13 protein-coding genes and 3 tRNA genes are annotated in these 16,191 nt (G+C 44.8%); 2 read left to right on the forward strand and 14 right to left on the reverse strand.

All coding sequences use genetic code 11. The features are described from left to right. Positions 1-35: 35 nt before the first annotated feature. Complete coding sequence (sixA, locus tag CW740_RS07855; protein WP_106646999.1) at positions 36-497, reverse strand: phosphohistidine phosphatase SixA; 462 nt, start codon at positions 495-497, stop codon at positions 36-38. A 36-nt stretch (positions 498-533) separates the two neighbouring features. Continuing rightward, positions 534-1,541, reverse strand: a complete 1,008-nt coding sequence (locus CW740_RS07860) for an adenosine kinase (RefSeq protein WP_106647000.1) — start codon at positions 1,539-1,541, stop codon at positions 534-536. 92 nt (positions 1,542-1,633) lie between these two features. On the opposite strand from CW740_RS07860, the gene CW740_RS07865 reads away from it, so the two are divergent. Next, positions 1,634-2,485 carry a 6-pyruvoyl trahydropterin synthase family protein gene (locus CW740_RS07865; protein ID WP_106647001.1) on the forward strand — a complete coding sequence of 284 codons (852 nt, stop codon included), beginning with the start codon at positions 1,634-1,636 and terminating at the stop codon, positions 2,483-2,485. A gap of 17 nt (positions 2,486-2,502) precedes the next feature. On the opposite strand, the gene CW740_RS07870 is transcribed toward CW740_RS07865, so the two are convergent. The 9 genes from CW740_RS07870 to uvrY form a co-directional block, all read right to left on the reverse strand. Continuing rightward, the gene (locus CW740_RS07870; RefSeq protein WP_106647002.1) at positions 2,503-5,643 is read right to left on the reverse strand and encodes an AsmA family protein; all 3,141 of its coding nucleotides are present in this window, start codon (positions 5,641-5,643) and stop codon (positions 2,503-2,505) included. A gap of 47 nt (positions 5,644-5,690) precedes the next feature. After that, positions 5,691-6,506, reverse strand: coding sequence for an exodeoxyribonuclease III (xthA, locus tag CW740_RS07875; protein WP_106647003.1), 816 nt, complete (start codon positions 6,504-6,506; stop codon positions 5,691-5,693). 66 nt (positions 6,507-6,572) lie between these two features. Next, entirely contained in the window at positions 6,573-8,402 is a 1,830-nt protein-coding gene (locus CW740_RS07880; RefSeq protein ID WP_106647004.1) for a M61 family metallopeptidase, read from the reverse strand. Positions 8,403-8,566: 164 nt separating this feature from the next. Next, positions 8,567-8,653: transfer RNA gene (locus CW740_RS07885), tRNA-Leu, on the reverse strand. Positions 8,654-8,697: 44 nt separating this feature from the next. Continuing rightward, positions 8,698-8,771, reverse strand: a tRNA-Cys gene (locus tag CW740_RS07890). Positions 8,772-8,835: 64 nt separating this feature from the next. Continuing rightward, positions 8,836-8,911 (reverse strand) — tRNA-Gly (locus CW740_RS07895). Positions 8,912-9,061: 150 nt separating this feature from the next. Then, the gene (pgsA, locus tag CW740_RS07900) at positions 9,062-9,628 is read right to left on the reverse strand and encodes a CDP-diacylglycerol--glycerol-3-phosphate 3-phosphatidyltransferase (protein ID WP_106647005.1); all 567 of its coding nucleotides are present in this window, start codon (positions 9,626-9,628) and stop codon (positions 9,062-9,064) included. A gap of 71 nt (positions 9,629-9,699) precedes the next feature. Continuing rightward, complete coding sequence (gene uvrC, locus CW740_RS07905; protein WP_106647006.1) at positions 9,700-11,538, reverse strand: excinuclease ABC subunit UvrC; 1,839 nt, start codon at positions 11,536-11,538, stop codon at positions 9,700-9,702. Between the two features lie 22 nt (positions 11,539-11,560). Next, complete coding sequence (gene uvrY, locus CW740_RS07910; protein ID WP_106648088.1) at positions 11,561-12,199, reverse strand: UvrY/SirA/GacA family response regulator transcription factor; 639 nt, start codon at positions 12,197-12,199, stop codon at positions 11,561-11,563. Positions 12,200-12,304: 105 nt separating this feature from the next. Between uvrY and CW740_RS07915 the strand changes: the two genes are divergently transcribed. After that, a complete protein-coding gene (locus tag CW740_RS07915; RefSeq protein ID WP_106647007.1) occupies positions 12,305-12,838 on the forward strand; it encodes a hypothetical protein in 534 nt (177 codons plus the stop codon). A 231-nt stretch (positions 12,839-13,069) separates the two neighbouring features. Here CW740_RS07915 and CW740_RS07920 read toward each other — a convergent pair whose 3' ends face one another. The 3 genes from CW740_RS07920 to CW740_RS07930 form a co-directional block, all read right to left on the reverse strand. Further along, a complete protein-coding gene (locus tag CW740_RS07920; protein ID WP_106647008.1) occupies positions 13,070-13,396 on the reverse strand; it encodes a HigA family addiction module antitoxin in 327 nt (108 codons plus the stop codon). A 16-nt stretch (positions 13,397-13,412) separates the two neighbouring features. Continuing rightward, a complete protein-coding gene (locus tag CW740_RS07925) occupies positions 13,413-13,706 on the reverse strand; it encodes a type II toxin-antitoxin system RelE/ParE family toxin (RefSeq protein ID WP_106647009.1) in 294 nt (97 codons plus the stop codon). A 377-nt stretch (positions 13,707-14,083) separates the two neighbouring features. Beyond that, complete coding sequence (locus tag CW740_RS07930) at positions 14,084-16,165, reverse strand: TonB-dependent receptor domain-containing protein (RefSeq protein WP_106647010.1); 2,082 nt, start codon at positions 16,163-16,165, stop codon at positions 14,084-14,086. Between the last annotated feature and the right edge of the window lie 26 nt (positions 16,166-16,191).

Consider the following 16,191-nt stretch of genomic DNA (forward strand, 5'->3'; position numbering starts at 1 on the left):
AGTATAAACTTGTAGCTTATTGTTTTCGCAATAAGCTACTGTGGCTCATAGAAACTGCTTAGATTTGGTTTATCGCCTTCAAAATCTATCTCTGCTATGGCTGAAGTTGGGAAATAGCGTCCCTGGTGCGGCAGCCAGCTGGCCAGCAGGTTGGCAACCAATGGCATATGACTGACCAACAGGATGGTGGATTGGGGTAAAGCTTCAACGTAGGATGCGGTCATAGCTGGATCTGACTCAGAACGTAATAGCGGTTCCTGCTCTCTTAAGAATGGACGAACTTTTGCATTCATCAGTTCCTGCTCAACGATATCAGCAGTTTGCTGGGCTCTTAAATAAGGGCTGGCCAGCATCAGCTCAAGCTCCAACTCCTGTTGCTTTAATATATCTGCAAGCCGTTGTGACATTTGTGCAACATCCTGCTTACCCGATTCAGACAGTTGACGCTCCCCATCAATATAAGGAGCATCACCGTGCCTCATAATCCATACTTTCATAATTTATTGAATCTGTCCTTAACTAAGTCCAAACAATTACTTCGCAAAATTCCGCTGATTAAAGGCTCTCAACTCATCAATCGCCTCTCCGTAAAGACGAGGGCCAAATTGTGTCACCAGGTGCCCCGCGGCAAAGCTGGCAAGTTTGCCACAGTCAGCAAATGAGTATCCCTGAGTTAGGCCATAAAGAAATGCCCCAGCAAACATATCGCCAGCGCCATTGGTATCAACCGCTTTAACCGGGTGAGCTTCGATAGTATGTAATTCATTACCATCAAAGAAGAGCGCACCTTTTTTACCAAGGGTGATGGCAACCTGCGTAGCTGACTGCTTCAAAACATCCATAGCCTGATGAATATTAGACTGCTCTGTAAACTCAAGCGCTTCATCATCATTACAGAACAACAGGTCGACGCCACCTTCAAGAATCTGCTCAATCTGAGGTTTGAAAAAGCGCACCATATTGGGATCAGATAAAGTGGTAGCAACTTTTACGCCATTAGCCTGAGCGTGTTTCTTAGCGCTTAAAGCTGCCAAATGCGCTTCAGGCGAACTAACCAGGTAGCCTTCAAGGTATAGATATTGACTGTCTGCCAGTGCATCGAAGTGTATGTCCTGTTCTTTAAGCTCACTGCTAATTCCCAGGAATGTGTTCATGGTGCGGTCAGCATCAGGAGTCACCATCACCAGACACTTGCCTGTGGTACCGTGATTATCTTCCAGCTGATGTAAACCATTGTCGACACCCGCTGAATTAAGGTCTGATGCATAAAAGACACCGGCCTCATCGCGCCCGACTTTACATGAATGAAAAGCCTTACCGCCTAACTGTGCAAGAGCAATCACGCTATTGGCCGCAGAGCCGCCGGATGCACGCTGGTGAATATTACCGTGCAGATGGCTTAACAGATAATCATGACGCTCTTCATCAACCAGGGTCATAACGCCCTTTTCGACCCCAAGACGCTCAAGTTCCTGTTCATTGACTTCTATTTCAATATCAACCAGCGCGTTGCCAAGGGCATATAAATCATATTGCTTCATAAAATACTAATGCTTATAAAAGTTAATTTTGCGATGCAGGGATTATGCTATAATTCAGATCATTATTGAATGCCTTTTAAGAACCAATCATTATGCCTGCATTATTTGTTGACCAGCTAACCGTTATTGATTTCGCTTTCTTTGACCCAGTCCGAGGGATAGTCGGTGAAAGCTGGATAGTTGACCTGGTTCTTGAGGGTGATCTTGATGATCAAGGTATGGTTTTTGACTTCGGGGATGTTAAAAAGCGAATCAAACAAGCCATAGATTCCACGCTTGACCATAAGTTTGCGGTTCCAAGTCAATACGCCGAGCTGTCGATTACGGAAGACGGTGACAAGCTAACCCTCGATATGCGCGATAAGCAAGGCCGCTTTTACCAACATAAATCCCCCAGACAAGCTGTAGCTCTTATTCCCACAGAAATTATTACTCGAGAAAGTGCACTCCCTCTATTGCACCAAGCCTGCTCTGAAGTTGTACCGGATAATGTAAAAAAGATTTTCCTTAATCTGCGCACGGAGGAAATCTCTGGTGATTATTATCATTACGCACACGGCTTGAAAAAGCATTTAGGTGATTGCCAACGAATTGCTCACGGACACCGCTCGCAGATTCATATTTTTGAGAATGGGCAGAGAAATAAAGACCTCGAAGCCTATTGGTGTGAATTATGGCGCGATATTTATATTGGTACCGCTGAAGATTTACAGAAAGACTTTGAAGATGACGCTATTCAATATTTTGAATTCGCCTACCGAAGTGAGCAAGGAGAGTTTTCTTTAGTTATTCCCGCTGAACGATGTCATATCATGGAGCAGGACTCTACAGTTGAATTAATCGCACAGCACATTGCAGATCAACTTAAAGAAAAGCATCCCAAATCCGAGATTGAAGTTCGAGCCTTCGAAGGCTTTAACAAAGGTGCAATAGCATTTAGTTAAAAGTTAATACCAACCAATCACTGAGTCGGTTCATCATCCGACTCAGTTTCAGCATCACTTTCAACATCAAGCTTGCTTTCACCCTCGGCCTCACCCTCGCCTTCACCTATAACCTCTGGCTCTTCTGGTTTTATCTCTGGATGCGGTATTTCAACACCTTCTTCAGGGTGAGTGACCTTGCCATCATAAACGCTTTCACAATAACCACCAGTCAACAAACCTACACCAGATTTGAGTAAACCAACGACAGAACCTGTAACGGCATCAAAAGCGGTACGGAAAGTCTCGATTTCAGGAGAGCTAAGGCTGCCATTTAAGGTTTGACTATATTCCTTGCAACCCTCTTCATTGAGAATCATAAACTCAAAATCATTGAAGGCCATTATGGACAGGTCGATATTGCCATCAAAAGCAAAACGATAATATTGAGTTGAAGCAGCCGCATCGCGAGTTATTAATACGCCATTCTCGACAACCATGTCGATATTTATTTGACCAAACATGGTATTACCTTTATTTGCTCCAAGGTTGCTCAGCACACCTTGCATACTGACACCTTGAGACAACAATAGACCAGCTGGTCCGGCAAGAACGAAACCGCCAATGTCCAATAAGCCAAACTCCTGACTCTCAAGGAAACGTTCTAATACTTTATTCACATTCAAATTAATTAACTGAACAGGTTCGGTATTGGTGAGCAGCACCTGGCCATTTAAACTGTCGAATATTGACTCAGGAGCCAAACCAGTAAAAGTCAGTTCAGCAAGACCATTAATCTTGCCTCGCAGAGCAACAGACTCCTCGCTATCGGGTCGAACAAGCTGGCTTAGCTCTAAATTCTCAAAGTTAAAATTAAAGTTAGAAAAATAACCTGGTTGCGACAAATCAATCACCCAGTCAGCGTCAAGGTTAGTATCATTAACCCTAACCTTAAGAGGAGTCACAGTTACTTTTTGATTTCTTTGGGTAGCTTTTATATCAATGTCAGAGAATACATCTTCGTCCTGCTGAGCTTTGGCAATTTTCAATTCTATATTAGTGAAAGCATTTTGAAGTTTCGAGTCATACCACTGGCTAATTAACTGCCCATTTTTTACCAGTGATAAATTAGCGGCGGTCAGATCAACATCTGTAATCACCAGTGACTCCTTGCTGGTAACAGGTTTTCCATCAACATCAAGCCTTTCAACCAGGCGTAAAATATCACCATTAAAATTACGGATATTAAGATTATTTACCAATACGGATTCTAAAGGTAATTTAGACTCACTATTATCCGATAAAGTATCAGCCTGCTCACCTGACTGCTCGGTCAGGTCCAAAGAAATCTTACCTGACTGATTAGTAAGACGCTCTAATACTAAACGACTTTCACTGATGGCACCGCTAGTTGAAAGATTTCGAATAGAAACTTGCTTAGACTGCAGACTATCGGCAGCCATATTGAAACTAGTATTCAGACTACTGACGTCATCTAATGTAAAGAGTGATTGCTCAAGCACCAATGGAAACTCACCAACGTCGAGCCTGGCATTATCCACTTTAACTTCGTCATCGCTTAGGGTAGCCAGCATGGAAAGTTGATCGATGTTTATATCTGCTAAGCGTATCGACTGGAAAGGTATCGCTGCTGCTTGTCCAGAATTCTGAGTACTTTCATCAGATTTACCGGCATCACTTAAATCAAGGTCAAGATTGACTCCAATTAATCGAAGTGTGGAGGCAGTCAAATTGCCAGAGTCACTCGACAACTCCGTAGCGAATGTAGCCATAGCACCTTGAGGCACCTTTATCTCAGAAGCTTCAACATTAGCAGAAACCTTTGAGGGCCAACTACCTGGTTCTGCAATAACAAGCTTATGCTCTAGAATGACCGGTAGCTGCTTAACAGTGGCGTTAATAGACTGTGCCTGATAAGCATCACCAAGCTCGAGGTTAAGCTGTCCATCAGTTATGGTCAGTTGACTTACCTGTACACCCGCAAATGGGAATCGAATGTCCACCTGTTCAGCTTCAGCGGATGCATCTGACACAGGATTGGATTCATCTTGTGGATTACTGTCTTGAGGTAACGATGAATAATTAACGTATGGATTTTCAATTAACAGCTGCTTAACATCAAAGGTACTGTTAGATAATCCCCCTTCGAGCTCAAGATGATCATAACTAAGTATATCCGAACTTAACGACTGAGATGATAAAGAGTATTGGCTATTTTGTTCTGAATAAAAAGCTTCCCAGTCATCCCATAAAGGTCGCTTACTTTCAACCAGGATAAGTTCACTAAAGGTAGCAGTAAAGTCTTTAACTGCAAGTTGATAACTCCCTTCAATATTAATGTTGGTATTGCCTAATTTGACCGTTTCGACAAACAGGTCTTCAAAAGGTAAGTGTTCCAGCTTTGTTTGCTGATCAGGTATATTGGGTGAGACTGGTTGATTAGTAGCAAGCTCAATATTAATGTCAGCAGATTGTGAAGAAAGTTCTTCAATTATGACGTTACTGTCTTGAACACTGGCTTTTAAATTCACCCCATTCAAGCTGCTTTTGTCGGTCTTTAACTGTTTTATATCTGCAACAATGGTTGTATTGCTTTGAGTAAAAAATTCATTGAGTTTGGCAAAAAGAAAAGTGCTACTTTGAGCGACTGGCAAATCTGAAATTATCAGGTTTATACCATTGGCTTCAAGATAAACGTCATCGTCAAATATAAAGCTTGAATCAATGATTCGAATTTCAGAAACGTTTAACTTTTCAAAAAAGAATGGCTCTTCCTCGCTTGAACTCTCACCAGCTGTTTCTGCTAACTGATAATCAAAAGGATAACGTATCGTAGCTTTATCCAGTTCCACACTATCAATTAATAAACTGCTAAACAGGCCGCTATAAGAAAGCTCTGCAGTCAGTTTTTCAAAAGCAATTGCGGGATTGTCTTCTGGACCAATACGAGTTTTAGAGATACTGATAGTGCCAGAAAATAACGAAACATCGAGCTCTCCTACCTGAGAGCTCATGCCCAACCGTTGTTGAATCTGCCTTTCTAAAAAGGCCTCAGAATTGATAAGGTAAACAATTATCGAAACAGAAATCACCAGCAGAATAATCAATCCTGCCAAAACCCAGAGTAATCTCTTACCCCACTTCCATAACTTGGTCATAAGCTTCCTGTTTCGATTAGAAATTAATGCTTAAATTAAAACAGCTACTAACGATTTAAGTCAAACTCTGTCCACACTGGTGCATGGTCGGATGGACGCTCCATGGAGCGGATCTCATAGTCAATATCAGACGCAATGGCTCTATCATTTAGCCAGTCGCAGGCGAACACAGAGTCAATTCGAAGACCGCGTTTTGGCTCACGCTCAAAACCACGGCTACGATAATCAAACCAGCTGAACTTGTCTGCGACGTCTGGATTGATGGTGCGGTAGGTATCATGTAAACCCGTTGCCAATATCTTTTGCAGCCACTCGCGCTCTTCCGGTAAGAAACTGCATTTACCATCACGCAACCATCGTTTACGATTCGGTTCACCAATGCCAATATCAATGTCTTCAGGTGAGATATTAATATCACCCAATACGATAGTTCGATGATCACCTTTATCATTTTGCAGATAAGTTAATAAATCCGCATAAAACTTTTGCTTGTAGGGAAATTTCACCGGATGATCACGATTTTCACCTTGCGGGAAGTAACCATTAAGAACCTTAATCACCTCATCCCCATATTGAAAGCTGGTAATGATCATACGACGTTGAGCATCGTCTGGATCGGTGGGGAATCCTTTCTCTACAGCCAGAGGCTTCTGCTTGCTGAAAGTTGCTACTCCATAGTGCGCCTTTCCACCATGAATTTCTATGTGATAGCCAAGATGCTCATACAGTTCAAACGGGAAAGCATCATCGTGAACTTTTGTTTCCTGAATACAAATAATATCCGGATCATGTTTTTCGACCAGCGCTTCAATTTGATGTACTCGTGTACGTATACTGTTAATATTAAAAGTTACTATTTTCATAATATCCCGTTCTTAATTTAACTTAATTTCAACTGACTAAGATTTCTCTAAGTATGAATTTATAATTTAATGTGTTAGCCACTGCTTTAGTTTAGATGACTCGTCTTTTTCGTCATTGCAATAAACTAAATAGGCAGTATCGGCAACGCTGGCCTTCAATGTTACTTCAAATCGCATTAGTTCGTCTCGGCGGAAACCCCGTATAACCACTGTTTCACCGATTTCACACTCTGCCAGGCGCTTTGCAAATTCATCATTATCAATTTTCAGATCATTCATACTAATCAACTGATCGCCTGCGGATATACCTGCTTCACAAGCAGCTGAGTCCCAATACACCGATTTGACAGTTATTCCCAGGTTCGCCCCCTGATATTCGATACCTAAACTGGGTTTGGGTTTATTATGGGGCATTTCATCTTTAACCTGCCCTTTATCATTGCGATCATTTCTTGGCTGAAAAACCAATTCCATATCAACTGTTTTCAATAACTCAACTAAAGGTAGGTCATCAGTTGAATACAGTGCCAGCTGGAAAAAGTCATCTAACTCTTTCTGGTGTTGCTGGCCGCAAACTTCTATGGTGATAGTTTGGATTGAATCGTTCTTTACCCCAATCTGTGGCTGTCCAAACTCTTGCCACAGTCGCACCATAACATCTCTCAGCGACTTCTGATTATCAGTCAATTTACGAATCAGCAAATCCATGCAAAGCGCAATTAAAGCACCTTTACTGTAATAACTGACCACCGCGTTCGGTGCATTCTCATCCTGTTTGTAGAACTTGGTCCAGGCATCAAAGCTTGAGTCTGTAACTGACTGAATTAAACGCCCGCGGGCTCTCTGAACCGTAGTTATCGTCTTCGCAATGGTCAATAAGTATTGCTTGATGGGAATAATACCAGTCTGTACCAGAGCCAAGTTATCGTAGTAGGAAGTAAAACCCTCAAAAGCCCACAACAACTCTGTGTGTGATTCATTTTGAGTATCGTAAGGCAAAAACTCGGCAGGCTTTATGCGCTTTACGTTCCAGGTGTGGAAATACTCATGCGAGCAAAGGTCTAGAAACGTCTGATACGAGTCTTTTACTTTTTCCGGATCATCACTGGGTAGCGGTAAATCTTCACGACTGCAATGCAGTGCGGTTGAGTTTCGGTGCTCAAGTCCACCAAAACCTTTGCCCAGCACATAGGTCATGAAAATATATCGTTCAACTGGTGCCGGCTCGCCAAAGAAACGTATGTGATGCTCGCAGATTTTAATCAGATCATTTTTTAGCCGAGCTTCATCAACTTTGTGCTGTCCGGTAAGCGCCATATAATGTGGAACCCCACATGCATCAAAACTGATAAGTCTGAAGTCGGACATTTCAACCGGACAATCAATAAGCTCATCATAGTTCTCAGCCTGATACCAGCCAAAGCCAAATTCTTTGGTGCCATCAACAGGCTGCAATCCTGTAGCCACGCGCCAGTTCTTGAAGGCTTCACCAGCTGGCGGCTGAATATTAACTTTATACTGTACTTCTTCCTGACCTTTAACCGCTAAAAAGACACTAGTACCATTGAAAAAACCATGCGTCTGATCAAGGTGCGCACCACGCACTGACAAGTCCCAGGCATAGACCTGATAACGTACCTCAATGGGTTTGTCGTCGCCCCCGCAACTGTCTACCAGCCAACGAGCTTTATCCAGCTTTTTAACCGCGAGGGACTGCCCTGCAGATTCAGCCTTTAGCCACTGAATGTGCTTGGCGAAATCACGAATCATATAACTTCCAGGAATCCAGTTAGGAAGATAGAGTTCGACTTCTCGGCCAGAGACCTTATCCAGAGTTAATGTAACTTCAAAAAGATGTGCGTGTGGATTTATGGGGACGATCTGATATTGGATCATGAAGGACGCTGATTATCCTGACGGTGAGTTCTCGCATGATTATAGGCAATCAAAAACTAATTTTCAGGTGAATCTATCAAAAGATTTAAAATTACTTTGGAGTAAAACTATGGGTTAGGGCTAAATGAGAAAAAAAGAATAAGGATGGTGTAATTCGAAAATGATGGTGCCCAGGGCCGGAGTCGAACCGGCACGGTGTTGCCACCGAGGGATTTTAAGTCCCTTGCGTCTACCAATTTCGCCACCTGGGCAGATGACTTGTCTCGCACCTTGCTTTATAGCTTCGGTCTGATTATGGAGGCTGAGGCCGGAGTCGAACCGACGTCCACGGATTTGCAATCCGCTGTATAGCCACTCTACCACTCAGCCATAAATCAGTTTTACTGGTGCTGATATAAAAAACCTCGGCCTAGAAGCACCGAGGTTTTGAATTTGGAGCGGGAAACGAGATTCGAACTCGCGACCCCAACCTTGGCAAGGTTGTGCTCTACCAGCTGAGCTATTCCCGCGTCATTTGATGGCGTGCATTTTACTGTGAAATCTTAATGTGTCAACACAAAAAATCAATTTTTTTAGCACGCTTCCTGATGCTGATTAAGGCTTGAACAATGTGTTGTTTTTTTAGCCTTTAATCCTGGTGCCGCGTCAGGAGCTGGTTATTATGCGTCATTCTCCGAGCTTGTCAAGTACGGCCAGGCAGCTTTTAAATAGCTGTACATTGACCACAATGTTAATAGTGCTGCTAACCAGATAAAGACGAAACCAAAGGTCTTCGGCAAACCAAATACGCTTTGTGGTGCCAGCAGAAATAGGAATATCGCGAACATCTGACAGACCGTTTTGGCTTTACCAATAAAAGAAACACCAACAACAGCTCGGTTGCCCACTTCAGCCATCCACTCGCGCAATGCAGAGATAGTTATTTCACGCCCGATAATAATCATTGCTGGGATGGCCAGCCACAAACTACCCTCTCGCTCAACCAGTAGAATAAGGGTGATTGCTACCATTAGCTTATCAGCGACTGGGTCTAAAAAAGCCCCAAATGGCGATTCGATATTCATGCGTCGCGCCAAAAAGCCATCCAACCAATCAGTAGCTGCTGCAAAACAGAAAATGCCGAGTGTTATCCAACGTGCGACAGGATCATCAATATAGAAAAAGATCACGAACATTGGGACCAGCAAAATTCGGAAAGCAGTTAATACGTTAGGCAAGTTCCACATGGCTTAATTTAGATTCCTGATTGATTGTTATTGACGGGCTCATTGTAGCGGATTGTTTTTCAGAAATACCGCTAACTATGCAAATAATCATAAATTTTTTGAGCCAGCGATAGACTGACTCCTGGCGCCCCCGCAATCTCCTTAACACTGGCCCCCTCCACTTCCTGCCAGCCACCAAAATGCCTCAGCAGCGCCTGTCGGCGCTTGGCACCAACGCCCGGTATTTCTTCCAGCATGGACTTAGTCGCGGACTTCTTACGCTGATGGCGGTGCTTGGTGATGGCGAAACGATGCGCTTCATCCCGAATGTGCTGAATAAAGTGCAGCGCTTTCGAGTCATCCTCAAGCAGTAATGGCTGATGTTGTCCTGGAAACCAGATCTGCTCCATGCCCACCTTACGGTCACTGCCCTTGGAAACGCCGATTAAATTGACGGACTTCAATTCAAGCTCATTAAAGACCTCTTCAGCTTTCCCCAGCTGGCCTTTACCGCCATCAACTATTACCAAGTCTGGCAGAGCCTGTTGTTCGTCTCTAAGACGCTTATAGCGTCGTGTCAGCGCCTGCTGCATGGCAGCGTAGTCATCACCACCGGTGATTCCTGAGATATTAAAAATCCGATAGTCAGCTTTCTTGGGCCCATTCTCATCAAACACTACACAGGATGCGACCGTCTGCTTGCCTTGGGTATGACTGATATCAAAACACTCTACATGCTTTGGCATCTGCCCCATCTGTAAAACCTTTTGCAGATCCAGCAGTCGCTGAGTAAAGTTAGACTTGCTGTTAAGTTTGGCGCGCAATGAATGGTCAGCGTTTTTATTAGCGAAGGTCTGCCACTCCTTAACCTGCCCTCTGCTGGCCTGGCGAAGAGTGACCTTAGAACCACGTTGCTGGCTGAAAGCCTCCTGTAATGCTTCTAAATCATCGGGCAAATTCTCAATGACAACTTGCTTGGGGATTTCAGCACCGGATAAATAATAGAAACCCAGAAAAGTCGATACGATCTCCTGTAGGTCACTATGCTTGGGCACTTTGGGGAAATAAGTTTTATTACCAACAATCATGCCCTGGCGGATAAACACCAAGAGGATGCAGCAGATACCGGAAGCATAGGCCACGCCTATCACATCCATATCGGTTGCATTGCCGCTGATCACTGACTGCTGCATGACATGGCGCATCTGTTTTATCTGGTCGCGGTAGCGTGCCGCAATTTCAAACTCTAAATTCTGGCTGGCAACGTCCATCTTTTTCTGCAACCGCTTGATAACCTGCTCGCTTTTGCCCTGATAGAAGAGCTTTACGTTCTCAACATCCTTGGCGTACTCTTCCTTAGAGATATAGCCCACGCAGGGCGCGGTGCAGCGCTTAATCTGATATTGCAGGCAGGGGCGTGAGCGATTGGCAAAATAACTGTCTTCGCATTGACGGATCTGAAAGGTTTTCTGAATCAGCGACAAACTCTGGCGCACCGCGCTAGTACTGGGAAAAGGTCCGAAGTAATCGCCCTTCTCTTTTTTAGCACCACGATGATAGGCCAGTCGCGGAAAGTCTCCCGCCGATAAAAAGACGAAAGGATAAGACTTATCATCACGAAACAGAACATTAAAGCGCGGCTTATATTTCTTTATCAGATTATTTTCGAGCAGCAACGCTTCGGTTTCAGTTTCCGTAACCGTGGTATGAATATCTTCAATATAGGTAACCAGCAATTCAGTCTTGGGCGACTGATGCTGCTTTACGAAATAACTTTTAACACGATTGGAAAGGTTCTTGGCTTTACCGACGTATAGGGTTTCGCCGTCTTTGCCCAGCATCTGGTAGACACCGGGCTTTTTACTCAGGTGAGCAAGGATTTTCTTGATTTGGGGCTTGATTGAGGAAGTATTGTCGTCCACTGGACTCATCAGGTTCTCTATTACTCACCAACTATTGAGCTTCAATGACTTTGTAGCGTAGCGCCATGTGAGTCAGGCTTACATCATTCTCAACACCCAGCTTTTCAAATAAACGATAGCGATAACTGTTCACCGTCTTCGGACTTAAATGCAATTTGTCAGAAATGGCCTGGACTTTCTCACCACGCGTAATCATCAGCATGATCTGCATTTCACGCTCGGACAAGGTGCTGAAAGGATTGTCTTCGGATTTATTGAACTGGCTCAGAGCCATCTGTTGCGCCACTTCCGCAGCCAGGTAAAGCTTACCTCGATTAACAGAATGAATGGCTTTCACCATCTCATCGATATCAGTGCCCTTGGTTAAATACCCCATGGCACCAGCAGCAATAAACTGGCTGGGATAAGGCTCGGAACCATGCACCGTCAAAGCAATAACTTTCAAATCTGGCTCAAAACGCAACATGCGTCGTGTCGCTTCCAGACCACCGATGCCCGGCATATTGGCATCCATCATCACTACGTGAGGGTTCAACTCCTTGACCTTTTTTATCGCCTCTTCCCCAGACTCAGCTTCGCCAACGACCTCAATCCCGTCAGCATCGGATAGTAAACGGCCCAATCCCATGCGAACCAAATCGTGATCATCCACCAGCAAAACTTTTATCATGTAAACCTCAGTAACACTTTTATATTTTTGATTAAAATAGCGGTTCAATTATTATGAAATTGCTTTAATATAGCAAGCACAGTTAGAACAGGAATGAGAACTAATATGAATATAAAGCACATCTGCATTTTATTTGGGATAACCGCATGGGCCAACTTCGCCACAGCGGCCTCAACACCAGAAGATTGCGCAGCCATCACCGACGACGCCAAACGCCTCGCCTGCTATGACCAGTTTCTGAAAAACAGACCAGCACCGGCCAAACCAGAACCAGCTGCACAGCCTGCCAAGCCAGCCGAACCAGCTAAACCAGCCATGCCTGAGCAAGCTCAGAAACCCGCCCCGAAAGCTGAAGTTGTCAGCAAAAAAGATAAAGTTGATGAGTTTGGTAGCGAGCGTATTAAAGAAGAGGAAACTCTGGATAAGATTACAGCCACCGCGCTGGGTGAATTTGCGGAATGGGAAAAAGGCCTGAAAATCCAACTTGATAATGGTCAAGTCTGGGAAATCACCGACCTCCGCCCTGGTTACTACAAAGTCACCAACCCAACAGTAACCATCGAAAAAGGCTTCATGGGCAGCTACAACATGAACGTTAAAGGCCGCAATAAAAGCTACCGCGTTATTCGTGTCGAATAATAGCTTCATTCTTACCGTTGGGTGTGCCCTAGCAAACCTTCTTTAGCGGGTGAATAAAATCCGAGTGCTCGGTAGGGGCGACCCAATTTGGTCGCCCTTTTTGATCAAGGAATCCCCCCCTCCCTTCGTACGGACAAGTCATGACTTGTCCCTACCACACAGTGCTATAGGATGGGTTAGCTCATAGAGCGTAACCCATCAACTAAGAGCAGATCTCAAATAAATCAAGAATTAACAAACAGTTTGATGAGGTTCGGTATGGGACTTTACTCTTTTAACATTTCTGGCTTCATCTGCATAAGCCTTATGGCGAACATCCCACAACTCAACGGAATGCTGAATATTGAGCCAGAACTCAGGGGTATTCCCTAAAGCGGCCGCCAGCTTAATCGCCATCGGTGCAGTCAAGGAACCCTTATCATTAACGATTCGACTTAAAGTATTACGGTGAACACCCATAGCCTCAGCCAATTCATTAATTTCAATACCCATTGGCTCCATAAACTCACTCACCAACATTTGACCAACCGTCACTGGGCGTCGTTTTGTATTTCTCATAAACTCCTAATCTCCCCTAGCCCCTATATACATGAGGGTCTAGATAAGTATTTTCTCCAGCTCCATCGACCCATCTAAAAATAAGCCGATATTGCTTATTAACTCGAATGGAGCACCAACCTTTTAACTTACCTTTTAAATGTTCGAAACAGTTACCAGGAGGTACTCTCAGATCCGCTTCTTCAGTTGCTGCATCGATGATTTGTAGCTTTCTATATAAAGCATTTTGAATATTTTTAGGGATTTTCCGGTGGGAAATATCGTCTTCATAAAAAGCTTCTAGCCAATCATCCCTGAACGTAATTGCCATAATCTACTACTCAATATTAATTATTCTATGCACAATCTCATTGTGCGTCAAGTTATTGCTATTATTCATGAACCAAGAAAAGTGACTCAACCCATGAGCTGCATTTTATAAAAGTAAAAAAGCTTATCAAGAAATAGCAAGAAAGATCTAGGCTGACCTGTGGTCACTCAAAAAGATATGAATCGGTGGACCAAGCCCTCGCCATTAGTACAGGCGAGGGTCTGCCCCATAGGGTATTCATGAATCGCCCCTACAAACAACCTCACGCCAACGTACGGACAAGAGCAATTCGTACGGACGTAGGGACAACTCATGAGTTGTCCCTACCCCCCCATCAATGCACGGACAAGTTATGACTTATCCCTAACAACACCCTCCTAAAACCTAAACTCAAACCCGACATAAACATTCCGCCCATTGGCTGGCAGGCGCTCGCCAACGGCTATCCCACTTCCAGCAGCTCGATTCACGCCACCCAGATGCTCCACATACTGTTTATCGAACAGGTTCTCAACACCGGCACGCACTGTCAGGCCATTATCAAACATATAATCGGCCATCCAGTCCCAAACCATATACCCAGCGGTTTGAGTTTCATTATTGATACTCGACACCCGATCCTGATCCGCATATATCTGCGCGGCAAACTGGGTTGAGAACTGAACGCCCTGATAGCCCCACACAAATCGCGTATTCATTGGTGCAATCCGATACAAATTAATATCACTGTCATCGCGCTCACCACGCACATAACTCACCACCCCGGACATAAAGAAATCCGATGGCATGTCATAGCGCCAGTTGGCATCAAAGCCCCATAAAGTGGCATCAACATTGGTGAACTGTAATGGCGCCGAATCGCCCATCATGTCAGCCACCATAATCGCTCTGGGATCGGTACTCGGCGTTCCCTCAATATAATCCTTAACCTGCGAATAAAAGACCCGTGGTGATACCTTAAAACCGCCATTGCTGTAATCAAAACCGGTATCAATCTGGTAAGCGGTTTCTGGGTCAAGGTTGATATCGCCAATGTAGGTTTTACCATCGGCCAGGCCGCTGGTTGACTGCATCGGAATCCACAGATAACGCTGCTGATAACTGGCCGCGTGTTGCTTGATACCCGCGCTGTAGTTCCAGACAAAACTCTCGCTAAGAACCGACTTACCATGATAGGTCACATCATAAGCCGTATCGCTAACGCTGCGATCCGCCTGATTAAAGTCATTCTGCAAACCGGCAATCGCAGGATTCATCATCGCCATCGAATGTGCCACCTCGCCCGCATTGGCTCGGTTATACTTAACCCTAAGTCCAACAGTATCGCTACGCGATTCTGAGCGCTGGCCCCACTGCACATAAGCGCTATGACGGTCATCCTCAACCTGATTAAAATTAATCACGCCGAACATCATATTATTGGGATTGCTGATATCCACATCATGCTCAGACAGATACCCTTGCAATCCATACACCCAGTCACCAGCGGTCAGTTGAAACTTATAATCGGAGCTCTTGGCCGCAGCATAAGTATATCGATGCGCGGCAGGATCAAGATTCACACGCTGGCTAAAATTATCCATGCCATGCGTATTATCCGAAGCGCCAAACTGCCACTCCAGCACAGCACCCTCAAACTGATGCTGACCATCAAGACTCCACTGCTCGCCATCCACATAATTAATATCCATCGGCAAGGCAGGCGTTCCCGAGAAGCCAGTGTCAGTCTTACCATAACGCACTCCAATGCGGCTTTCACCAAACTCATAAGCCATATCCAGGCCCGACTGCTGCTTATCGTAAACAGTCGTGATGATGTCACGGCCCAGCGCATCTTCGGCATTATTGGCACTCTGGTCACTGATAAAGGCATACACACCAAAATCATTAGCGCTGACATTAATATCCCCGGCATAGGTCTTGCCATCGTTAATCCCCGAATACCAGCTGCTCAATGAGCCCTCGACCGACAGTTCTTCAGAAGTACGCGCTTGCTTTAGATGCACATCCACCGCACCGCCCATCGTATCGATTCCGGCAGTCACTGGCGCAATCCCGCGATACACCGTCATCGCCTCAACCGTCATCGGCACGGCATAAGTCAAAGGCGCATCCATCGCATTCGGACCAGCACCAATCACCGTACGACCATTCAAACTAACACCAACCCGATCACCAAACATCCCGCGATACTGCGCAATCCCCGTCACCGGGCCATTCTTATTCACATTCGCCCCAGGCACCGTCTTCAACCACTGCGCCACATCCGACTCAACCGGATCCGCATCCGCCACCGACAAATCATCAGACGAAGCACGCGACGCACTGATCGTAATCACATCAATATGCTCATCCTCAGATTCAACATCCTCAGCCAGAACAACCCCAGAAAACAAACAACCAGACACAGCGACAGCAACCGCGCTCACACGAAAAGAATCAAAAGAAAAGAAATTCATAACGCCCTCAGAAAAGAATCAAATCG

It is taken from the genome of Kangiella profundi (genome assembly GCF_002838765.1).
Taxonomy (GTDB): domain Bacteria; phylum Pseudomonadota; class Gammaproteobacteria; order Enterobacterales; family Kangiellaceae; genus Kangiella; species Kangiella profundi.